Origin of the sequence: Microbacterium alkaliflavum, assembly GCF_044325405.1 — a bacterium.
Classification (GTDB): Bacteria; Actinomycetota; Actinomycetes; order Actinomycetales; family Microbacteriaceae; genus Microbacterium; species Microbacterium alkaliflavum.
Genome location: NZ_JBIQWL010000004.1, coordinates 451888 through 474336, shown reverse-complemented (window position 1 = coordinate 474336; position 22449 = coordinate 451888). Strand labels below are relative to the sequence as shown.

Annotated in this window: 17 protein-coding genes; 5 read left to right on the top strand and 12 right to left on the bottom strand. The window is 69.6% G+C overall.

What is annotated here, in order from left to right:
* Positions 1 to 133: 133 nt before the first annotated feature.
* On the bottom strand, positions 134 to 1042 hold the full coding sequence (locus ACH3VR_RS13930) for an HAD family hydrolase (RefSeq protein WP_397556909.1): 909 nt from the start codon (positions 1040 to 1042) through the stop codon (positions 134 to 136).
* Positions 1039 to 2304, bottom strand: a complete 1266-nt coding sequence (gene serS / locus ACH3VR_RS13925; RefSeq protein ID WP_397556908.1) for a serine--tRNA ligase — start codon at positions 2302 to 2304, stop codon at positions 1039 to 1041. The genes ACH3VR_RS13930 and serS overlap by 4 nt, the downstream gene beginning before the upstream one ends.
* 48 nt (positions 2305 to 2352) lie before the next feature.
* Between serS and ACH3VR_RS13920 the strand changes: the two genes are divergently transcribed.
* Entirely contained in the window at positions 2353 to 3744 is a 1392-nt protein-coding gene (locus ACH3VR_RS13920) for a diacylglycerol kinase family protein (protein ID WP_397556907.1), read from the top strand.
* Positions 3745 to 3874: 130 nt separating this feature from the next.
* Here ACH3VR_RS13920 and ACH3VR_RS13915 read toward each other — a convergent pair whose 3' ends face one another.
* The 5 genes from ACH3VR_RS13915 to ACH3VR_RS13895 form a co-directional block, all read right to left on the bottom strand.
* Complete coding sequence (locus tag ACH3VR_RS13915) at positions 3875 to 4840, bottom strand: carbohydrate ABC transporter permease (RefSeq protein WP_397556906.1); 966 nt, start codon at positions 4838 to 4840, stop codon at positions 3875 to 3877.
* Positions 4837 to 5808, bottom strand: a complete 972-nt coding sequence (locus tag ACH3VR_RS13910) for a carbohydrate ABC transporter permease (protein WP_397556905.1) — start codon at positions 5806 to 5808, stop codon at positions 4837 to 4839. The genes ACH3VR_RS13915 and ACH3VR_RS13910 overlap by 4 nt, the downstream gene beginning before the upstream one ends.
* Positions 5809 to 5899: 91 nt before the next feature.
* Complete coding sequence (locus tag ACH3VR_RS13905) at positions 5900 to 7267, bottom strand: ABC transporter substrate-binding protein (RefSeq protein ID WP_397556904.1); 1368 nt, start codon at positions 7265 to 7267, stop codon at positions 5900 to 5902.
* Between the two features lie 62 nt (positions 7268 to 7329).
* A complete protein-coding gene (locus ACH3VR_RS13900; RefSeq protein ID WP_397556903.1) occupies positions 7330 to 8997 on the bottom strand; it encodes a glycoside hydrolase family 13 protein in 1668 nt (555 codons plus the stop codon).
* Between the two features lie 252 nt (positions 8998 to 9249).
* Positions 9250 to 10257: a LacI family DNA-binding transcriptional regulator gene (locus tag ACH3VR_RS13895; protein WP_397556902.1), complete on the bottom strand. Its 1008-nt coding sequence runs from the start codon at positions 10255 to 10257 to the stop codon at positions 9250 to 9252.
* 109 nt (positions 10258 to 10366) lie between these two features.
* On the opposite strand from ACH3VR_RS13895, the gene ACH3VR_RS13890 reads away from it, so the two are divergent.
* On the top strand, positions 10367 to 11722 hold the full coding sequence (locus ACH3VR_RS13890) for a cryptochrome/photolyase family protein (RefSeq protein ID WP_397556901.1): 1356 nt from the start codon (positions 10367 to 10369) through the stop codon (positions 11720 to 11722).
* An 88-nt stretch (positions 11723 to 11810) separates the two neighbouring features.
* Here ACH3VR_RS13890 and ACH3VR_RS13885 read toward each other — a convergent pair whose 3' ends face one another.
* The 4 genes from ACH3VR_RS13885 to ACH3VR_RS13870 form a co-directional block, all read right to left on the bottom strand.
* Complete coding sequence (locus ACH3VR_RS13885; protein ID WP_397556900.1) at positions 11811 to 13142, bottom strand: ABC transporter substrate-binding protein; 1332 nt, start codon at positions 13140 to 13142, stop codon at positions 11811 to 11813.
* 71 nt (positions 13143 to 13213) lie between these two features.
* The gene (locus ACH3VR_RS13880) at positions 13214 to 14113 is read right to left on the bottom strand and encodes a carbohydrate ABC transporter permease (RefSeq protein ID WP_397556899.1); all 900 of its coding nucleotides are present in this window, start codon (positions 14111 to 14113) and stop codon (positions 13214 to 13216) included.
* The gene (locus tag ACH3VR_RS13875) at positions 14110 to 15039 is read right to left on the bottom strand and encodes a carbohydrate ABC transporter permease (protein ID WP_397556898.1); all 930 of its coding nucleotides are present in this window, start codon (positions 15037 to 15039) and stop codon (positions 14110 to 14112) included. The genes ACH3VR_RS13880 and ACH3VR_RS13875 overlap by 4 nt, the downstream gene beginning before the upstream one ends.
* Complete coding sequence (locus ACH3VR_RS13870) at positions 15036 to 17048, bottom strand: beta-galactosidase (protein WP_397556897.1); 2013 nt, start codon at positions 17046 to 17048, stop codon at positions 15036 to 15038. The genes ACH3VR_RS13875 and ACH3VR_RS13870 overlap by 4 nt, the downstream gene beginning before the upstream one ends.
* Positions 17049 to 17183: 135 nt before the next feature.
* On the opposite strand from ACH3VR_RS13870, the gene ACH3VR_RS13865 reads away from it, so the two are divergent.
* The 3 genes from ACH3VR_RS13865 to ACH3VR_RS13855 all read left to right on the top strand — a co-directional run bounded on the left by ACH3VR_RS13865 (position 17184) and on the right by ACH3VR_RS13855 (position 21689).
* The gene (locus ACH3VR_RS13865) at positions 17184 to 18212 is read left to right on the top strand and encodes a LacI family DNA-binding transcriptional regulator (RefSeq protein WP_397556896.1); all 1029 of its coding nucleotides are present in this window, start codon (positions 17184 to 17186) and stop codon (positions 18210 to 18212) included.
* 126 nt (positions 18213 to 18338) lie between these two features.
* Positions 18339 to 19400 (top strand): LLM class flavin-dependent oxidoreductase, encoded by a 1062-nt coding sequence (locus tag ACH3VR_RS13860; RefSeq protein ID WP_397556895.1) that lies wholly within the window; start codon positions 18339 to 18341, stop codon positions 19398 to 19400.
* A gap of 483 nt (positions 19401 to 19883) precedes the next feature.
* Positions 19884 to 21689: an HNH endonuclease gene (locus ACH3VR_RS13855; RefSeq protein WP_397556894.1), complete on the top strand. Its 1806-nt coding sequence runs from the start codon at positions 19884 to 19886 to the stop codon at positions 21687 to 21689.
* Here ACH3VR_RS13855 and ACH3VR_RS13850 read toward each other — a convergent pair.
* Positions 21602 to 22447: a PhzF family phenazine biosynthesis protein gene (locus ACH3VR_RS13850; protein WP_397556893.1), complete on the bottom strand. Its 846-nt coding sequence runs from the start codon at positions 22445 to 22447 to the stop codon at positions 21602 to 21604. The two genes, ACH3VR_RS13855 and ACH3VR_RS13850, sit on opposite strands and share 88 nt — an antisense overlap.
* Positions 22448 to 22449 lie beyond the last annotated feature (2 nt).

Below are 22449 nucleotides of genomic sequence, written 5' to 3'. Positions count from 1 at the left end.
GCGAGACAAATGTTAGCGCGCACATTTCGCGATGGTCAACACGGGGCCCACCGGGCGGGCGCCCAGGCGTGCGGCGGACGGCGTCGAGTCCATCCGGCCGCGGGTCCGACCGGACGCGCGTGCCGCACCCGAGTCAGAGCTTGCGGAGCACCTCGGCCACGCCGCCGGCCTCGACCGACGCGGTCACCTCGGACGCGGCATCCCGGACCTCCTGCGGACCCTGCGCCATCGCGACGGCGCGCCCGCCGTGCTCGCGCGCCCACGCGAACATGCCGACGTCGTTGCGGCCGTCGCCGATCACCAGCACGTGGGCGGGGTCGAAGCCGGTCCACTCGCGCACGCGCTCGAGCGCCGTGCCCTTGTCGACGCCCATCGGGGCGATGTCGAGCCACGCGGTCCAGCCGATCGCGTAAGAGACCTGGTTGAGGCCGATGCGCGAGACGAGGTCGACGAAGTCGTGCTCGTTCTTGCCGGGCGAGACGACCACGACGCGGCATACGGGCTGTGCCGTGAGCTCGTCGAACGAGACGCGCCGGGCGTTCACGAGGTTCCAGTCGTCGAGGTACTCGGTGTACAGGCGGCTGCCGTCGGCGAGCTCGACCATGTAGCGCCCGTCGTCGAGGTGCTCGTGGAGGAGCCGCAGCACCTCGGTCGCGTCGAACGTCTCGACGTGGAACCGCTCGTAGTGCGCCTCGGAGGCGTCGACGCGGCGCATGATGACGGCGCCGTTGGAGCAGACGACGAACTCGGGCGAGATGCCGAGCACGTGCAGGAGGCCGCGCGTACCCTCCCACGAGCGTCCCGTCGCGAGCATCACCTCGTGGCCCGCGCGATGCGCGTGCTCCACGGCGTCGACGACGCCCGGCGACAGCGACTCGTCCTGCAGGAGGATCGTGCCGTCGATGTCGAGCACGATGAGCAGGCGCTCGGTCGCGACATCCGGATTCTCGGTGTCGCGCGCGATCTCCTCGACGAGCTTGGCCGCCTTCTTCGGTTTGACGACCTTGATGCTGCCGGTCGGCGGGAGATGCGCTTCCGTCACGCCACAGGCTCCAGAACTTCGAGTCCGCCGAGGTAGGGACGCAGCACCTCGGGTACGGTCACCGAGCCGTCGGCGCGCTGATGCGTCTCGAGGATCGCGACGATCCAGCGCGTCGTGGCGAGGGTGCCGTTGAGCGTCGCGACATGCTGCGTCTTGCCGCCGTCGGGACGGAAGCGGATGTCGAGGCGGCGCGCCTGATAGGTCGTGCAGTTGCTCGTCGAGGTGAGCTCGCGATACGCGCCCTGCGTCGGAACCCAGGCTTCGACGTCGAACTTGCGGGCAGCGCTGGAGCCGAGGTCACCGGCTGCGACATCGATCACGCGGTACGCGAGACCGAGATCCTGCAGCATCCCCTCCTGCATGGCCACGAGGCGATCATGCTCGGCTTCGGCATCATCGGGTGTCGTGTAGATGAACATCTCGAGCTTGTTGAACTGGTGCACCCGGATGATGCCGCGCGTGTCCTTGCCGTACGACCCCGCCTCGCGCCGGTAGCACGTCGACCATCCCGCGTAGCGCTTGGGGCCGCGCGCGAAGTCGAGGATCTCGTCCATGTGATAGCCGGCCAGCGGCACCTCGCTCGTGCCGACGAGGTAAAGGTCGTCCTCTTCGAGGTGGTAGATCTCGTCGGCGTGCTGACCGAGGAATCCCGTGCCCCGCATGACCTCCGGACGAACGAGCGTCGGCGGCACGACCGGTGTGAAGCCGTGCTGCAGCGCGCGGTCGAGCGCGAGCGTCATGAGCGCGAGCTCGAGGCGCGCGCCGATGCCGGTGAGGAAGTAGAAGCGGCTGCCCGACACCTTCGTGCCGCGCTCCATGTCGATCGCGCCGAGGATCTCGCCGATCTCGAGGTGGTCGCGCGGCTCGAAGTCGAACTGCGCAGGCTCGCCGTGCGTGCGGAGCGTGATGAAGTCGGCCTCGCCGCCGGCGGGCACGCCGTCGATGATGATGTTCTCGAGCTTCGCGAAGGCGGCGTCGGCGGCCTCCTCGGCTTCGGTGACGGCGCGCTGCGCGTCCTTCACGCGGTCGCTCAGGTCTTTCGCCTGAGCGACGAGCGCGGCCTTCTCCTCTTTGGGAGCCTGCGCGACCTTCTTGCCGTGCGCGTTCTGCGACGCCCGCAGCTCTTCGAAGGTCGTGATGGCGGTGCGACGAGCGCGATCTGCGGCGAGGGCCTCGTCCACCGAATCGGGCGACTCCCCGCGCGCCTCCTGCGAGCGCTTGACCAGCTCGGGCTTCTCGCGGAGAAGAACGGGATCGATCATCCCGCAAGTCTAGGCCGCGGCGGGATGCCGACCCCTATGGTGGTACCCATGGCAGCGGGTTCCCGTCGGGACGACGAAACGACTCAGCCGCCCGATGACCCGCCCCACCCGTCCGACGCGATCTACGCCGACGGGCCCGCGACGGGTGAGATCGCGGCATCCGAAGTGCGCCTGCGCGCCGAAGCCGAGCGGGTCGCCGCCGACGAGAGTGCGCCGGGCGCCGAAGCCGAGCGGGTCGCCGCCGACGAGAGTGCGCCGGGCGCCGAAGCCGAGCGGGTCGCCGATGAAGACGCATCGGCCACCGACGACAAGCCCGACCCCGCCGAGGCGGCCGAGCCCGACGACGTCATCCACCAGCCTGAGGACATCGAGCCCGACACGGCCGAGGACGAGTCCGGCGAGGCCCGACGGGTCGATCCGGGCGGCGAGACGGAGTCGATGGCCGGCGGCGAGAAGCGACCGAATCCCAAGGCCGCTCTCGTCTACAACCCGATCAAGGTGGATGCCGCAACCCTGCGCGCGACCGTCGAGCGGCTGTCGGCGGAGGCCGGCTGGGCCGATCCCCTCTTCTACGAGACGACGGTCGACGACCTCGGCGACGATGTGACCCACCAGGCCCTCGAGGCCGGGGTCGATGCCGTGCTGGTGGCCGGCGGCGACGGCACGGTGCGCGCCGTCTCGCAGGCGATGACCTCGAGCGGCATCCCGCTCACGATCGTGCCGAGCGGCACGGGCAACCTCCTCGCCCGCAACCTGCGGCTTCCCCTCGACAACCCGGAGCGGATGATCCGCGCGACCTTCGACGGCGACACCGTCGGCGTCGACATCGGCTTCGCGACGATCCGGCGCGCGAGCGGCGAGTCGGAGGAGCACGCGTTCGTCGTCATGGGCGGCATGGGCCTCGACGCCGCGATGATCGCGAACACCAACCCGCAGCTCAAGAAATCGGTCGGGTGGGTCGCCTACGTCGACGGCGCGGCGCGCTCGCTGCCCGGAGCCAAGCCGTTCCGCATCATGTACCAGATCGCGGGGCACCGTCTGCACTCGTCGCGTGTGCAGAGCGTGCTGTTCGCCAACTGCGGCTCCCTTCCCGCGGGGCTCGAGCTCATCCCAGAGGCATCCGTCACCGACGGCACGATGGACGTGGTCATCTTCCAGCCGAAGGGCCTGTTCGGCTGGCTCTTCGTCTGGCGCCGCGTCGCGTGGGACAACAGCTTCCTGCGCAAGTTCCGCGCGGGCCGGCAAGTGCTCGCGCTGCGCACGAAGGACAACGCCGTGCGCTACGCGCGGGGCGCCGAGCTCGAGGTGGGCGCCGTCGAGCCCCAGTTCGTGCAGCTCGACGGCGATGAGTTCGGCGAGGCGGTGAGCGTCCGCGCGCGCGTCGTTCACGGCGGGCTCGAGATCGCCGTGCCGACCGGCCACGACGTCGAAGGCCTGTAGCCGCCCCGGGGCCGCGGCTGCGCGGCGGGCACAACTGCGGACATTTCGCACGACGCGCCGCAGACGCCCGGCGCGTCGGTCGGAATCCCCGCAGCTGTGCACGCCCAGCGGCAGCGGAGCGCGGCATCCCTCACCCTTTGACGGCTCCCCCGAGCCCCGCCGAGCGCAGGAACACGCTCTGAAAGACCAGGAACATCGCGATCGGGATGAGCGTCGCGATCGCCAGCGCCGCGAGGAAGACGTCGAGCTCGGTCTGGCTCTGCACCGCGGGCAGCCGCACCGAGAGGGGCTGCACGGCGGGGTCGGGCAGGACGAGCATGGGCCAGAGGTAGTCCTTCCACGCCGCGATGATCGCGAAGACCGAGACGACGCCGAGGATGGGCTTCGACATCGGCAGCACGACCGACCAGAACAGGCGGAAGGGGCCGGCGCCGTCGGTCTTGGCGGCCTCGAACACCTCGCGCGGCAGATTGTCGAAGAACCGCTTCACCAGCAGGATGTTGAACGCGTTCGCCGACATCGGCAGCCACACGGCGAGGTAGTTGTTCAGGAGCGAGCCGCCGATGAGCGGCGGGTGCACGATCGTGAGGTAGAGGGGCACGAGCAGGACGATCCCCGGGATGAACAGCGTCGCGAGCACGAGCCCGTTGAGGATCGGCGCGTAGCGCGGCCGCAGCACCGACAGGGCGTAGCCCGCCGTCGTCGCGATGAACAGCTGCGACACCCACGCGCCGGCGGCGATCACGACCGTGTTGAAGAAGTACTGGTCGATGTGGATGTCGTTCCACGCCGTCGACAGGTTCGCCCAGTCGATGCCGTTGGGCCACAGGGCGAACGGCTGCGTCAGGGTGTCCTGCGTCGGAGTGACGGCCGACTTGGCGAGCCACAGGATCGGCCCGAGCCCCGCCACGACGAGAGTCACGAAAAGGAAGACGTGCGTGACGCCCATGCCGAAACGCGTGGCGGGGCGACGGCGCTCGGAATCGGAGACGACGGTGCGCACGCTCTCGTCGTCGACCGTCTCACGTCGGCGGCGACGCCGCGAGACCAGCCCGCGCACGCCTTCCTTCGATTCGGCGGTGATGATCGCGCTCAATTCGTGCTCCAGCGGTCGGTGAGCTTGAAGTACAGCCAGGAGAGGATCGCGAGGACGATCGCAAGGAGCACCGAGACGGCGGTCGCTTCGCCGAGGTCGCCGCCGAGGCTGTTCCGGAAGGCCTTGTCGTAGATGTAGAGGAGGATCGTCTTCGTCGCTCCGGCCGGGCCGCCGCCGGTGAACAGGAACGGCTCGAGGAACACCTGCGCGGTCGCGATGACCTGCAGGATCAGCATGATGAAGAGGATGCCGCGCAGCTGCGGGATCGTGACGTGCCACACCTTGCGGCAGATGCCGGCGCCGTCGACCTCGGCGGCGTCGTAGAGCTCGGGCGGCACCGAGAGCAGCGCCGCGAGATAGATGATGATCGACCCGCCGGCCGCGGCCCAGGTCGCCTCGAGCACGAGCGACGGCATCGCCTGCACGGCCGACTGGATCCACGGCTGGGGAGGGATGCCGAACCAGCCGAGGATCGTGTTGAAGACGCCGTTCGGGTCGGCGCTGTAGAAGAAGCGCCACAGCAGCACCGCCACGACGGGCGGGATGACGACCGGCAGGTACGCGAGCGCCGAGTAGAGGCCCTTCGCGCGGCGGACCTCGCTCATGAGCACCGCCATGAACAGCGGCAGCGGGAAGCCGAACAGCAGCGCGAGGAGCGCGAAGTAGATCGTGTTGACGACGGCGCGGCCGAGTTCGGGATCGGTGAGCACCGCGACGTAGTTGTCGAGGCCGACCCAGGACGAGACGATGAGGTTCGTCTTCTCGAAGCTCATGACGACCGACTGCACGATCGGCCGCCACGAGAAGAAGAAGAACACGAACACCATCGGCAGCACGAACAGCAGGTTCGCGAGGCCTCCCCCGCGGTACCAGGTGAGGGGCGTTCGGCGGCGCCGGCGCTTGGGTGGCGGAGCGTCGGCCGGTGCGGGGGATGCCGCGGCCGGACGCTCCTCGGTCGTCATGGTCATCGTTGGCCCTTGAGGTGGTCGGTCTGATTGAGATGGTGGATGCCGCGGCCCGGCCCCGGGGGGGGACGGCCAGGCCGCGGCATCCGCTGTCCTACTTGTCGAGGAGCGCCTGCGCGTCCTTCTGCGCCTGCGCGAGCAGGGCGTCGATGTCGGCGTTCTCGTCGGTGAGGACCGTCTGCACGACCGTGTCGAGGAGGGCGTAGATCTCCTGTGTCTTCTTCTTAGGCTCGCCCACGGGGGTCTGGTCCCAGATCGCGTCGGTGAACGGCTTCATCTGGTCGCGCGGCACGTTGATGTACGGCTCGATCCACTCGAGCGACTGCTCGTAGAGTTCGCGGCTCAGGACGGGGAGCACGGGCGTGCCGACGGCCTGGTCGGACTCGTTGAGCGTCTTGGCGTCCTGCACCGCGGCATCCTCGTTCAGCAGCTTCTGCATGTAGTACCAGTCGATCCACTTCACAGCGGCGGCCTTCGTCGTGTCGTCCACGGTGGGGCTGATGACGGCGATGTCGCCGCCGCCGAGCGTGCCCGGGTCGTCGCCCTCGGTCGGCACGACGGCAAGGCCGTAGATCGACGGGTCCATTCCGAAGTCGCGGACGAGCGCCGTGTAGACATCGGAGCCCGACGTGTACATGCCGATGTTGCCGGCGGCGAACTCCTGGTTGATCGTGCCCCAGTCGAGATCGACCTTCGAGCCGAAGGAGTCGTCCTCCCACTTCAGATCATGCAGGAACTGCAGGGCCGCCTTGGTGCCGTCGTTGTCGATCGTCGACTCGGCGGAGCCGTCGCCGTTGTCGGTCTGCGTGCGACCGCCGCGCGCGACGGTCTGCGCCGTCAGCTGCCAGCCGCCCGTGTTGTTGATGGCCATCTCGGCGTAGCCGGCCTTGCCTGTGGCATCCGAGATCTTCTTCGCGTACTCGCGCACTTCGTCCCATGTGGTCGGCGGCTGGTCGGGGTCGAGGCCCGCCTGCTCGAAGAGGTCGCGGTTGTAGTGCAGGCCCATCGCGTAGGCCTGACGCGGGAAGCCGAAGATGTGGCCGTCCGAATCCTTCACGCCGTCGAGGATGATCGGGTTGAAGCTGTCCTCGTAGCCGAGCGCCTTGACCTCGTCGGTCACATCCATGAGCTGGTCGTTCTCGAGCAGCGTCTTGGAGTCGGTGAACGGCACGGTGAAGACGTCCGGCAGGCTGCCGCCGGCGAGCTGCACGGCGAAGGTCGGGCCCTCCCACTCGTACTCGACCCCGATGATGTCGATGTCGGGGTTGGCCTTCTCGAACTGCTTCTCCTGCGCGGCGAACGCCTCGTAGGCGGCGGCGTCGGCGCCGGGCGGGAAGGTGGCGACGCGGAGCTCGGTCTTGCCGTCGCCGCTGTCGCCGCCGGCTGCCGAGCAGCCCGCGAGTGCGCCGATCGTCGCCGCGGCGGCGACACCGGCGAGCAGGACCCTTGCTGGTGACTTCATCGTCTTTCCTTTCGTGGTGAGGGATGCCGCGCCGGCCTCTCGGCGCGGTCCCCGGGGGGGGATCAGGGTGTGGGTCGGGTGCGCAGCCACGCGGCGGAGTCGCCGGCGAGGGCGCCTGAGTCGAGCGGGCTGCTCGTGAGCAGGACCTCTTCGTGGGCGGGCAGGTCGATGGGGATGTCGCCGGTGTTGACGACGCAGGCGAACGAGGCGCCCCGGCGGAAGGCGAGGACGTGCGGGTCGCGGGTCTCGATCCAGGTGAGCGGGCCGTCGGCGAGCATGTCGAGCTCGCGCCGCAGGCGCAGCGCCGAGCGATAGAGGGTGAGGGTCGACTGCGGGTCGTGCTCCTGCGCCTCGACCGTGAGGCCGGCCCAGTCCGCGGGCTGCGGGAGCCACGTCCGGATGCCCGGGGGGCTGAAGCCGAACGGCGCGTGCGCGCCCGTCCAAGGCAGAGGAACGCGGCATCCATCCCGTCCCGGATCGATGCCCCCCGACCGGTAGTGCATCGGATCCTGGATGAGCTCGAGCGGCAGGTCCTCGACCTCGGGCAGGCCGAGCTCATCGCCCTGGTAGATGTACAGGCTGCCCGGGAGGGCGGCGACGAGAAGAGCCGCGGCGCGGGCGCGGTGCAGGCCGAGCTGCGGATCGGTGGGCACGCCGAAACGCTTCTTGAGGAAGGCGAACGCCGTGTCCTCCCGGCCGTAGCGCGTGACGGGCCGGGTCACGTCGTGGTTGCTGAGAACCCACGTCGACGGTGCGCCCACAGGGGCGTGCGCGGCCAGGGTCGCCTCGATCGAGTGGCGGAAGGATGCCGCGCCCCACGGTCGCGCGAGGAAGTCGAAGTTGAACGCCGTGTGCATCTCGTCGGGGCGCAGGTAGTTCGTGAACCGCACGATGTTGGGCACCCACACCTCGCCGACGAGCACGCGCGTGCCCGGGTAGGAGTCGGCGACGGCGCGCCACGACCGGTAGACGTCGTGGAGCTCGTCGCGGTCCTCGGTGGGGTGGTCGGCCTTCTCGCCGACCTCGGGCAGCTCGGGGTCTTTCATGAGGAGCGCCGCCGAGTCGATCCGCACGCCCGCGACGCCGCGGTCGAACCAGAACTTGAGGATCTCCTCGTGCTCGCGGCGCACGTCGGGGTGGTTCCAGTTCAGGTCGGGCTGCTCGGGCGTGAACATGTGCAGGTACCACTCCCCCGGCGTGCCGTCGGGGTTCGTCGTGCGCGTCCACGTCGAACCCTGGAAGCTCGACACCCAGTGCGTCGGGATCTCGTCGCCGTTCTCGCCCTTGCCGGCGTGGAACCAGAACCGCGCGCGCTCGGGACTGCCGGGACCTGCGGCGAGCGCCGCCTGGAACCACTCGTGCTGGTCGCTGATGTGGTTGGGGACGACGTCGATGATGGTGCGGATGCCGAGGGCCAGCGCCTCCTGGATGAGCGCCTCCGCCTCCTCCAGCGTGCCGAACTCGGGGTGGATGTCGCGGTAGTCCTGCACGTCGTAGCCGCCGTCGGCCATGGGGCTCGGGTACCAGGGGTTGAACCAGATCGCGTCGACGCCGAGGTCTTTGAGGTAGCCGAGGCGGGCCCGCACTCCCGCGAGATCGCCCGTGCCGTCGCCGTTCCCGTCGGCGAAGCTGCGCACGTAGACCTGGTAGATGACGGCGGATCGCCACCAGAGCGGGTCGGTGTCGGCCGGGGCGGGCGCCTGCGTGGCGGTGAGGACGTCGGTGTCCAAGATCGGGCTCCTGAAGGTGGGAAGTCTCGTTGCGATGAATGTAGTTCGCTTCTGTAGTTCATGCAAGTCTTGAACGAATCTACGCAAGATTTCGATCTTGCGATGAGCGCGACGGCATGATGGAAGGGTCACGCCCGAACGTCGGAGATTTCCGAGAACGTCGGAGCATCGGCCGGGAATCGTCCGACGCGGGCCCAGATCTCCGACCTCGCGGGCGCTGCGAGATCGCGCGCGCTGCGGGATCGAGGCGGATCAGGCCGCGGCGGGGCCCGTCGACGAGCGGAGGACGAACTCGGGCTCGAAGAGCAGTTCGTCGCCGGGCTCGGTCGTGCCGGCGATCTGCGAGAGCAGGAGGTCGATGACGGTGCGGCCCATCGACTCGATGGGCTGCCGCACGGTCGTGAGCGGAGGCTCGGTGCAGCTCATCAGAGCCGAGTCGTCGAAGCCGACGACCGAGACGTCGTCGGGCACCCGCAGGCCTGCGCGCCGTGCGGCGCGCACGGCGCCGAGGGCGAGCGGGTCGCTCGCGCACACGATCGCGGTCGCCCCCTGCGCGAAGAGGCGCGTGGCGCCGGCCTGACCCGACTCGAGGGAGTAGAGGCCGCGCACGACGAGGGCGTCGTCGAGTCCCGGGCCCAGCCGTTCGAGCAGACGCCGCGCGGCCGCGAGCTTGCGCCGCGAGGGGATGTGGTCGAGCGGGCCCATCAGCATGCCGATGCGCCGGTGGCCGAGCTGATGCAGGTGCAGCACGGCCTGCTCGGCCGCCGCGGCATCGTCGGTCGACACCGTCGCGAAGTCGAGCCCGTCGATGCGGGCGTTGACGAGCACCGTCGGCAGGTTCACCTGCTGGAGCCGCTCGTAGTGGCTGTGCTCGGCATCCGCCTGGCTGTAGTTGCCGCCGAGGAAGATGACGCCCGACACCTGCTGCTGCAGCAGGAGGTCGACGTAGTCCGACTCGGTGATGCCGCCGGCGTTCTGCGTGCACAGCAGCGGTGTATACCCGTTCTGGCTGAGGCCGCCGCCGATGATCTCGGCGAGCGCGGGGAAGATCGGGTTCGTCAGCTCGGGCAGCACGAGACCCACCAGCCGTGCCCGCTCGCCGCGGAGCTTCGTGGGCCGCTCGTACCCGAGCACGTCGAGCGCGGTGAGCACGGCCTGGCGCGTGGCATCCGACACTCCGGGCTTGTCGTTGAGCACGCGGCTGACGGTCGCCTCACTGACGCCCACCTTGCGCGCCACTTCCGCGAGACGCTTCGACATGCGCTCAGTGTACGCAAGAACTTGCAACGCTGCGCAAGTCGCTGAAAGCGCGTCATCCATCGCGTGTCAACCCCGATGCCGGGCGCAGCGACGCGGTTACGATCCGACCATGCCTTCGCCGTCGATCGTGTGGTTCCGCGACGATCTGCGTCTCGCCGACAACCCCGCGCTGCGCGCCGCCGTCGATCGCGGCGAGCCGGTCATCGGGCTGTACGTGCTCGACGAGGAGTCGCCCGGCATCCGTCCCCTCGGCGGAGCGGCTCGCTGGTGGCTGCACGGATCGCTCGCGTCGCTGCGCGATCGACTCGCCGAGCGGGGCGGCGCCCTCGTGCTGCGGCGGGGTGCCGCCGAGCCGGTCGTGCGCGAGACGGTGCGGGATGCCTCGGCCGGCGCCGTCTTCTGGAACCGGCGCTACGGCGGCCCCGAGCGCGAGATCGACACGGCACTCAAGTCATCGTTGCGCGACGACGGCGTCGTGGCCCGGTCGTTCGCGGGCTCACTGCTGTTCGAGCCGTGGACCGTCAAGACGGGAGGCGGCACGCACTTCTCGGTCTACACGCCGTTCTGGCGTGCCGCCACGCACGGACCGGCGCCGCGCGCGCCGCTGCCCGAACCGCGCGAGATCGACGGGGCGTCCGCGGCGCTCGACAGCGAAGATCTCGACGACTGGCACCTGCTGCCGACGCGTCCCGACTGGGCCGGCGGGCTGCGTGAGACGTGGGAGCCCGGCGAACCCGCGGCGCGGCGACGGTTGCGCGAGTTCCTCTCCGAAGACCTCGACTCCTACGACCGCGCGCGGGACGAGCCGGCGGCCGGGGCGACGTCGCTGCTGTCGCCCCGGCTACGATGGGGCGAGGTGAGCCCCTTCACGGTGTGGCACGAGACCGTTCAGACCGAGGGCGGGGGGAAGTTCCTGTCCGAGCTGGGCTGGCGCGAGTTCGCGTGGCACACGCTGTTCCATTTCCCGGAGCTCGCGACGACCAACCTCCGCCCCGAGTTCGACGCGTTCCCGTGGCCGCGGCTGCATCCGACGCAGCTCGAGGCGTGGCAGAAGGGACGCACCGGCGTCGCCCTCGTCGACGCCGGCATGCGCGAGCTGTGGCGGACGGGCTACATGCACAACCGCGTGCGGATGGTGGCGGCATCCTTCCTCGTCAAGAACCTGCTCGTCGACTGGCGCCGCGGCGAGCAGTGGTTCTGGGACACGCTCGTCGACGCGGATGCCGCGAACAACCCGTTCAACTGGCAGTGGGTCGCGGGATCGGGAGCGGATGCCGCGCCCTACTTCCGCATCTTCAATCCCGAGCTCCAGGCGAAGAAGTTCGATCGCGATGGCCGCTATGTGCGCGAGTGGGCTCCTGAACATCTGTCGGAGCATCCGCCCGAGCCGATCATCGACCTCAGGGAGACGAGGAACGCCGCGCTCGACGCCTACGAGCACGTCAAACGCGCCGCGCGCTCGTGAAGAGGCCGAGCGCGGCATCCCGAACGGACGACGGCGCCGCGGGAGCCGGACTCGAAGCCGGCTCCCGCGGCGCGGGTGCGATGCGGGGCTATCCCGCGACGGGGATCGACTGCGCCTTGAGGGTCGAGATCGTCGACTCCTGCGCGGACTTCAGCGCATCCCGCAGCGTGCCCTGACCCGTCACGGCCTTCTGGAAGCCGTCCGAGACATCGGCGTAGGTCTGCGTCATGGTCGGGCCCCACACGAAGTCGGGGTTGACCTGCGACGCGGCCTCGGCGAAGACGTCGTAGATCTTCTGGCCGCCGTAGAACTCGACGCCCTCCTGCAGCGACGGCAGTTCGAGGCCCGCCGTCGTCGCGGGGTAGATGTTCGCCGACTTGTTGAGGGCCGTGAGCGCCTCATCCGACGTGTTGAGCCACAGGGCGAACTCGGCCGCCTCGTAGAGGTGCTTCGTGCCCTTGAAGACCGCGATCGACGAGCCGCCCCAGTTGCCCGCGCTCGTGCCGCCGGCCTCCCACTGCGGGGACGGAGCGACCGACCACTTGCCGGCCGTGTCGGGTGCGCCCGACGAGATCGAGTTGGCGCCCCAGACGGCGGAGTTCCACGTCCACACCTCGCCCGAGTTGTAGGCGTTGTTCCACTCCTCGGTCCAGGCCGGGTACGTCGAGACGAGGTCCTCGTCGAGCAGCTCCTGCCAGTACTCGGCGACCTTCTGCGACTCCTCGCCGGTCAGGTCGACCGTCCACTCCTTGCCGTCGTTGGCGAACCACTTGCCCTCGGCCTGCCACACGAACCCCGCGAACTGGTTGATGTCGGCGGTCGAGAAGTTGGTGATGTAGCCACCCTTGGCGCGGATGGCCTTTGCGGCCTCCTTGTACTCGTCCCACGTCGTGGGCACGGCGATGCCGTTCTGCTCGAACAGGTCGGAGCGGTAGAACAGCGCCATGGGACCCGAGTCCTGCGGAATGCCGTACACGCCGTCGCCGCCGAGCGTGACCTGTCCCCACGTCCACGGGATGAACTCGCTCTCGGCCTTCACGACGTCCTCGCACGCGGAGAGGTCTTCCAGGCCGTCCTGCACGCGGAAGCTCGACAGCGCGTCGTACTCGATCTGACCGAGGTCGGGGGCGTTGCCCGCCTCGAGCTGGCTGAAGTAGCTCTTGTAGGTGCCGCCGTTGCCGTTGGGGCCGGTCTGCACCTTCACCTGGATGTTCGGGTTCTCCTTGTTCCACATCGCGACGACGTCCTCGATGCCGGGGATCCACGACGTGAAGTCGAGCGTGACGTCGCCGTCCGACGGTGCGCAGGTCGCGGCATCCGCGCCGCTGTTCTCGCTGCTGGATGCGCCGGAGCATCCGGCGAGCGCAAGCGCGCTGAGCAGTGCGACGCCGGTGACGACTGCCCTCTTGGTGTGCTGCATGAGATTCCTTACTCGATGGGTGGTGATCGGGATTTACAGGGATGCCGCGGGGATCGCCCGGCGGCGTGGGCTCACTTCACGGACCCGGTGCCGAGGCCGTTGCGCCAGAAGCGCTGAAGGAGGAGGAAGGCGACGATGAGCGGCACGATCGAGAGGAACGACCCGACCAGGACGTAGGTGCGCAGCTCGGGGATCTGGTTGAGCTGCGTGTTCCACGTGTAGAGGCCGTATGTGACGGGGAAGAGCTCCTGGCTGCGCAGCATGATGAGCGGCAGGAAGAAGTTGTTCCAGATCGCCACGAACTGGAAGAGGAAGACCGTGATGAGCGCGGGCGTCATGAGCCGCGCCGACACCGTGAAGAACGTGCGCACCTCGCTCGCGCCGTCGATGCGGCCCGCCTCGATGAGCTCGTCGGGCACCGACGCCGAGGCGTAGATGCGGCTGAGGTAGACGCCGAAGGGGCTGACGATGCTCGGCAGGAGCACCGCCCAGAAGGTGTTCGTGAGGTTCACCTGGCTGAACAGGAGGAACAGCGGGAGCGCGAGCGCCGTCGCCGGCACGAGCACGCCGCCGAGCACGATGTTGAAGTAGGCCTCCCGTCCGCGGAACCGGTACTTCGCCAGGGCATAGCCGCACATACCCGAGAAGATCGTCGCGAGCAGGGCGCCGAGTCCCGCGTAGGCGAGGCTGTTGCCGATCCAGCGCAGGTAGATCCCGCCGTTGTACGACAGCAGGTCGCCGATGTTGGCGAAGAAGTTCCAATCGGCGAACCACAGCGGGTTCGTCGTCAGCAGGTCGCCGCGGTCCTTCGTCGAGGCGATGAACAGCCACCAGATCGGCACGAGGAAGTAGAGCGTGAAGACGCCCATGATGAGGAACGCGGCGCCACGGGACAGGATGCTCTCGCGCGGCCCCCGCGCGGGGGCGAGGTCGTCGGCGGTCGCTCCCGCGGTACGGGTGAGGAGGCTCATTGCTCGGCCTTCCGCTGGGTGATCTTGAGGAACGCGAACGACACCACGAACGTCGCGGCGGCCAGGACGACGGAGAACGCCGCGGCCAGGTTGGGGTTGGGGATCGAGCTCGTCGCGTAGATCGTCATGTTCGGCGTGTACGTCGACGACACAGCGGCGCTGAACGAGCGGAAGACCTGCGGCTCGGCGAGCAGCTGCAGCGTGCCGATGATGGAGAAGACCGCCGTGAGGATGAGTGCCGGCGCGACCATGGGGATCTTGATCGACCACGCGATGCGGACCTGGCCCGCACCGTCGAGGCGCGCCGCCTCGTAGACCTCGGAGGGGATGGCGAGCAGCGCCGAGTAGATGATCAGCATGTTGTAGCCGATGAACACCCAGGTCACGACGTTCGCGATCGACCACAGCACGAGCTGCGGCGAGAGGAAGTCGACGGCCTGCGTCACGTTCGTGAAGGGCGAGAGGTTGGGCGAGTAGAGGAAGCCCCACATGATGGCGGCGATGACGCCCGGCACGGCGTAGGGCGCGAAGAACGCGAGCCGGAAGAACTTCTTACCCTTGAGCGCCGGCGAGTCCAGCAGCAGCGCGAACAGAAGGGCGAGCCCGAGCATGACAGGAACCTGGACGATGCCGAACAGCAGCACGCGTCCGACCGACTCCCAGAACGGCCCGCTCTGGAAGACGAGTCCGTACTGCGTGAGCCCGCCGAACACCTCCGTCGGCTTGCCGTACAGCCCCTCGCGCTGCACGACCAGGAGCGACTGCCAGACGGCGTACCCGATCGGGATGAGGTAGAAGAACAGGAAGAGCACGCTGAACGGACCGGTGAAGATCGCGATCGCACCCTTGTGCGGTGTCTTGCGGCGCTTCGGACGGGGCTGCGCACTGCGTGGGCCCGCAGTCACGAGGACTTCCGTGGCGGTCATGCGGCCGCCTCCTCTCGGATGATGCGCACGGCGCCGCCGGGCACGTCCGCGTGCCCTTCGACCGTCGTGCCGGTGATGAGCTCTGTGCCCGTCGCGTCGATGACGAGCGGCGCGGAGCCGTGGTTCACGACGAAGAGGTATGCGGCATCCGCTCCCCTGCGGCGGACGATCTCGACGACGGCGCCGTCGCCGCCGCGCACCGTCGCCGCGGGGCGCACACCGGCCTCGCCGGCGATGCGGGCGACCAATGCCCGATAATCGGCGGCGGACGGGAGGGTCGCGAGGTACCACGCGGCGCCGTTCCCCCACGCGTTGCGCGTGACGGCAGGATGCCCTGCCGAGGGCCCGTCGACGAAGGATGCCTCGACCTGCGCCGTCATGACGCGCGACCGCTCCGACCAGAGGCGGGCCGTCGCGCCGTCGCTCAGGCGCAGGCACGCGTCGGGGGCGATGGGCGCGAACTCCTCGATGCGGATGCCGAGGGCCTCGCGGAACGGGCCGGTGTAGCCGCCCGTCCAGACCCGGTCATCCTCATCGACCGTGCCGGTGTAGAACGTGACGAGGGCCGTGCCGCCCGCCGCGATCCAGTCGGTGACGACGGCGGCCTCCGCGGCCCGCACGAGGTGGAGGCCGGGGACGACGACGAGCTTGTAGGCCGACAGCTCTGATCCGGGGGCCACGATGTCGACCGTGAGGCCCTCGGCGTGCAGGGCTGCGTACGCGGCGTGCACCTGGTCGAGGTAGCCGAGCGCCCTGCTCGGCCGCGACTCGTTCTGTGTCGCCCACCACGACTCCCACGAGAAGACGAGCGCGACGTCGGCCTCGACGCGCGACCCCGCGACCTCGCCAAGGCGCTCGACGATGCCGCCGAGCTCGACGACCTCGCGCCACACCGCCGAGTCGGTGCCGGCGTGCGGAAGCATCGCAGAGTGGAACTTCTCGCTACCCTGCACCGAGGCGCGCCATTGGAAGAAGCACACGCCGTCGGCGCCGCGGGCGACGTGCGTGAGCGAATTGCGCAGGATCTCGCCCGCGGCCTTCGGCTTATTGAGGGGCTGCCAGTTGACGGCGCCCGTCGAGTGCTCCATGAGGATCCACGGAGCCCCGCCGCCGAGGCCGCGGGACAGATCGGCGGCGAACGCGAGCTCGGCGTTCGGGTCGTCGAGCCGGTGGTCGAGGTAGTGGTCGTTGGCGACGATGTCCATGTCGGCCGCCCACGACCAGTAGTCGAGGTTCTCGATGTGGGCCGTCACCATGAAGTTCGTCGTGATCGGCACGTCGCTGAGGCGCCGGATGACGTCGGCCTCGGCGCGGTAGTAGGAGAGAAGCTCGTCCGAGCTGAACCGGTGGAAGTCGAGCAGCTGGCCCGGGTTGCGAGTGGACAGCGTGGCGCGCGGCGTGCCGATCTGCTCCCACTCGGTGTAGGTCTGGCTCCAGAAGGCGGTCCCCCACGCGCGGTTGAGGGCGTCGATGCTCTCATACTTGGCGCGCAGCCAGGTCTGGAAGGCGGCGGCGCTCGCTCCGCAGTGACACAGCGCGTTGTGGCATCCCAATTCGTTCGACACATGCCACAGCGCAACCGCCGGATGATCGCCGTAGCGCCCCGCCACGGCTTCGACGAGGCGGAGGGCCGCGGCGCGGAAGGCGGTGCTGCTGGGGCACCACGCCTGACGGCCGCCCGGGTAGCGGCGTGTGCCGTCCTCGGCCACGGGGAGGATCTCGGGGTGGGCGCAAGTGAGCCACGCGGGCGGCGATGACGTGCCCGTGCCGAGGTTCACGCGGATGCCTGCGGCGTGCAGCCGGCCGATGACGTCGTCGAGTGCACGGAAGTCGTACTCGCCGGCACGCGGCTCGATGTGCGACCAGCCGAAGATGTTGACCGCGACGAGGTCGACGCCGGCCTCCTGCATGAGCGCGATGTCTTCGTCCCAGACGTCGGGCGTCCACTGCTCCGGGTTGTAGTCGCAGCCGAACGCGATGCCGTCGTGTGCGAAGGGGCGGGGGGCCATGGTCTCCTCGGATCTGTGAACGTGCACAGATCCGCGCGTTGTTCCTCAGCGCTGAGTTTCTGTGAACGTGTACAGAGTAGGACCGGCGCAATCGTGCTGTCAATCGCCGATCTGGGATGTGTGCGTGCACATACGATGGGTCGCGTGGAGACGAACGGCCGACGGAAGCGCGCCACGGTCAAGGACGTCGCGACCGAGGCGGGGGTCTCGCGCGGCACCGTGAGCCGCGTGCTCAACGGCCAGCCCTACGTCTCGGACGAGGCGAGGGCGGCGATCGACGCGGCGATCGCCAAGGTCGGCTTCGTGCCCAACCGCGCCGCGCGCAGCCTCGTGATGCAGAGCTCGCAGGCGATCGGGCTCATCGTGCACGAGCCGCACTCGCTCTTCGTCGAGGACCCCAACATCGGGTCGATCCTGCTCGGCGCGAACGCCGCGCTGTCCGACGCCGACTACCAGCTGTCGTGCCTCATCGCCGACAGTCAGCGCGACATCGACCGCCTCGCCCGCTACCTCAGCGGCGGCCTGATCGACGGCGTCATCATCGTCTCGGCGCGCGTCGGCGACCCCATCACGCGCGCCGTGGCCGACCTGGGGCTCCCCGCCGCGTTCGTCGGGCATCCGCGCGATATCGGCGAGGCCGCCTACGTCGCGATCGACAACCGCGCCGGTGCACGCGAGATCACGACCCGGCTCGCGGCGACGGGGCGCAGCCGCATCGGCATGATCGCGGCCGCGCTCGACCGCGACTCGGGCTCGGACCGGCTCGCCGGATTCGTCGATGCCCTCGGCAACCGCTTCGACCCGCAGCTCGTGGAGCGGGTGCCGTTCTACTCGTACTCCGACGGCCAGGCCGGAATGCGGGCACTCCTCCAGCGCAGCCCCGACATCGACGGCGTCTTCGCGTCGAGCGACGCCGTCGCCGCGGGCGCCCTGGACGTCCTGAGGGATGCCGGGCGAGTCGTGCCGGACGACGTCGGCGTCGTCGGCTTCGACGACAGCTCCTGGGCACTGCGCTGCGACCCTCCCCTCTCGACGGTGCACCAGCCCGCCGACGAGCTCGGCCGCGCCGCCGCGAGGGCGGTGCTGGCCCAGCTGCGGGGCGAGGATCCGCAGGCGGGCGGACGCGTGCTCGAGTGTCCGGTCGTGTGGCGGGGCTCGGCCTGATGTTCGACCGCAGGTCGGCCTGAGCCGTCTCGCCGTGCCACCCCGCCGGGTCCCCGGCGTCGCTCGGCCCCGTTCGCAGTCGCCGACCCGGAATGGATGGGCCGAGACCGAGGTTGGCTTGAAGCGATGAGCGCTGCCACCTCCGCCCCGGCCCTTTCCGTCCTCGACCTCGTGCCCGTGCGGGCGGCCCAGACGAGCGCACAGGCCGTCGCGGCATCCCTCTCCCTCGCGAAGCGCGCCGACGCGCTCGGGTATCGCCGCTACTGGTTCGCCGAGCACCACAACATGCCGGCCGTCGCATCGACGACGCCGCCCGTGCTCATCGCCGCCGCCGCGGCGCGCACCGACCGCATCCGTGTCGGATCGGGCGGTGTCATGCTGCCGAACCACTCGCCCCTCGTCGTCGCCGAGCAGTTCGCGGCACTCGAGGCGCTCGCGCCCGGGCGGATCGACCTCGGCCTGGGCCGCGCTCCCGGGAGCGACCCCGTGATCACGCAGCTGCTGCGAATGTCGGGCACGACGAGCGACGTCGAGCGGTTCCCCGAACACGTGCGCGACATCACGCGGCTCGTCGGCGCCGAAGGCGCGACAGTGCAATTCACTTCGGGCGGCACCTACGACGTGCACGCGACACCCGCCGCGACGGGGGCGCCCGAGGTCTGGCTGCTCGGGTCGAGCGACTATTCGGCGCAGCTCGCAGCATCCCTCGGCCTCCCCTACGTGTTCGCGAACCACTTCTCGGGCGAAGGGCTCGAGCGCGCTCTCGGGCTGTATCGCGCGCAGTTCCAGCCGAATGAGGAATACCCCGAGCCTCGGACATTCCTGACGGCCAATGTCATCGCGGCTCCGTCGCTCGAGGAGGCGGAGGAGCGGGCCATCCCGCAGCTGAGGATGATGGCGCGGCTGCGCCAGAACCGCCCGCTCGTCGCGCTCGAGACCGTCGAGCAGGCGCGCGCGGCGGCATCCGAGTTCGACTCGCTGGGCGAGCAGATCATGGCCGGCGCGCGGGCGAAGTGGTTCGTGGGCACCGGCGCCTCCGTGGCGACCGAGCTCGCGGCGTTCGCCGCTCGCTGGGAGGTGGACGAGGTCATGATCTCCCCCATCGCAGGCTCTTACGACGGCGAGCCGATGGATGCCTCACCCGGCCGCGTGCAGACTCTGGAATTGCTTGCGACCGGGCGTTCCTGAGCGCACGCCGTGCGTTCGCCCGAGCGGGCTGGGAGTCCGATCGGCCTGGTAAGCGATCCTATAGCATCTTCATAGAGCCTGGATAGGGGTAAATGCTCCGGAGACACATCTTTGGGGAGACCTCCTCAGCACGCTCCGCCGACGCTGTCGGCGGAGCGAGGCCCCGACGGGTGCGCCGCCTTGGGAACGGCGCCTCGCCCTGGGCTCTCCGCTTCGCCGGAGACGGCGACGCGGAACCGCGCGGGGGCCCGGGGGCGGGGCCGGCGAAAGTCGGCTCCGCCTCTTGCGGCGCGCCCGGCCGTGGTTCGGTGCGCACTGAACACCGGATCAGCGCTCGCGCACCGAGCTGATCAGCCCCGCGACCCGGCCCAACGACGTGTCGGATCGCGGGGCTGGTCTCGATGTCGGAGGCTCTCCGTAGAGTCGAAGCAGCAACAACGAGAGACGTGCCCACTCTCACGAGGTTCGTGAAAGGCATGCGCGTTGGCGACGATCATCGAACGCCTCACCGAGGCGACGGGACGCATCGAGGCCGTGATGGGCGCCAGCGAAGTCCCCTCCGCTACGGCGGTCGACGATGAAGCCCTCCTCGCTGGGTTGCACGCCGTAACGGATGCGCGGCGGGCACTCGACGTCGTCGCGGCTGCACTCTCAGCGGAGATCGAGCGGCGGTCGAAACGTGAGCTCGGGTATTCGGGGCTCGCGCAGCGGACCGGTCATCGCACGGCGACGACGCTGATCCAGACAGTGACCGGCCAGACGGCCGTCGAGGTCAGGAAGGCCACGGATGCCGGGCGAGACCTCATCGCGGGCGTTATTGCGCCTCAGGCGCGGGGCGACGCTCCCCCACCGGAGCCGTGGTTCGCTCCACTGACGCGGGCGCTCGGGGACGGCGCGCTGTCACGTGATCAGTTCGACGCCATCAGACGTGGGCTCGGTGAGCCACCGATCGATCGATACCCCCATGACGACCCCGATCGCCTGCGCGAAGGGTGGCGCGAAGCGGCCGTCATCCTGATCGAGGAGGCTGCGGACCGCGTCGTCGAAGACCTCCGAGCAGCGGCGCGCCTCGCCCGGGACACCCTCGATCCGCTCGGAACGCAGCTGCGATTCGAGGAGCGGTTCGAGCGACGCTCGTTCACGATGTGGGTCGACGAGAACGGCCAGCACTGCGCGCGCATCCGGTTCGACGACGACGGCGCCGCGTGGGCTCGCACCCTGCTCAACGCGGCGCTCCGCCCGCGAAGAGGGCCCCGGTTCGTCGCACCGGCGGATGGGGCGCCCGCCGAGCCTGACGCCGACCGCCGCACGAACGAGCAGCTGCAGTACGACAGGATCTTGGCCGTGCTGAAGACCGGAGCCCAGGCAGATCCCGCGCAGGCGTTCGGTGATCGTCAGCCCGGAGTGCGGATCGTCGTCAGTCGCGACGATCTCGAACGCGAGCGCGGTGTGGGCTATTACGAGGAGACCGGTCAGGCCGCACCCGCGGGCGTCGTCGAGACGTATCTCTGCGACGCCGGCGTGTTGCCCGTCATCGTCGACGGTCAGGGCTCTCCGCTCGACGTGGGTCGCGAGAAGCGACTGTTCACGCGCCGCCAGCGCATCGCGATGGCGATCCGGGACGGTGGATGCCTCGACTGCGGCGCCGAGCCATCACGCTGCGAGGCGCACCATCTCGATCACTGGCACGAGCATCACGGACGCACCGACACGGCCGACGGCGTGCTCCTGTGCCGCAACTGCCACATGCGATTGCACAACCTCGGCTTCCGGATCATCCGCGACGAGTTCGGCTATTGGCTCCATCCGCCGGCGGGGTCGGAGGAGAAGCCGCGGCTCCTGCGGCCGCGGAGCCTGCTGCGCTTCACCGGGCTCGCGCGGAGTCCAGTGAGGGGCGCCGACCAGGTCGTGCGCGCCGGACCAGCTCGGGATCGGGCGAACAGAGTCGAACCGGCGCGCGTCGGACCGACCGGAGGCGAGTCGGCTCGGGGTCAGATGGGTGCAGACGAACCCGCTCGCGATCAGGTGGTCGGCGGCAACCTGGTGACCGATGAGGCGGTGGGAGCCACGCGTGCACAGGGTCAGACGAAAGTGGTCGCACTCACCCGGGATCAGTTGATGGCGGACGATCCTGCTCGCGATCAGATGGTCACTGGCGAACGGGCTGCCGACGTGCCCATCGGAGTCGAGCCGGCACGGGGTCAGCCGATGGGCGCGGCCCCGCCCGAGACGGTGATCCCGCCATCGGCAGGGATCTGGACGCGCAGCACACTGGGGCGGCCGACGTGACGGCCTTGGTGGATCACGACCTTGCCGCTCGCCGGCACGCGGTCGAACGCGCGCAGATACGCGCCGAAGGCCGCGGCCGCGGAACCCGTCGCGGGATCCTCGGTGATCTCACCGACCGGAAAGGGGTTGCGAGCTTCCCATTCCTCGTCAGTACGGCGGTGCATGACGGTGACCGTGCCGGCCCAGTCCTCGGCGTCCATCAGTGCGCGAAGTGCGGCGGGATCGAACGTGAACGCGTCGAACGTCTCGATGCGCTCGACGGCGAGGATCGGGTGACGGTTGCCCGCGAACGAGATCCGCGGCGGGAAGTCGATCGCAAGGGCGTCGGGTGCGAGCCCGAGGATGTCGAGCAGCCGGTCGAGGGTTCCGGGCTCGACCTCGTCCACGTCCGGGTCGACGCTGGTGAACGACGCCTCGACGCCGCCGCCCGCCGCGGCGCGCGTGTCGATGACGACCTCGCCGACGGGGGTTGCGAATCGGAACTCGCCCGTCCCCTCCCGCTCGGCGAGCGCGACGGCGGTCGCGATCGTCGCGTGGCCGCAGAACGGCACCTCGGCGATCGGCGAGAAGTATCGGATGCCCCGTCGGCCGTCGTCCGCGGGTCCGGTCAGGAACGCCGTCTCGGAGTAGCCGACCTCGGCCGCGATCGCCAGCATCTCGGCATCGGTGAGGGCGCCGGCATCCGGAACCACACCGGCGGGGTTGCCTCCGCCCTCAGCGCCGTCGACGAAGGCGGCGTACCGCAGCACCTCGGTCATGG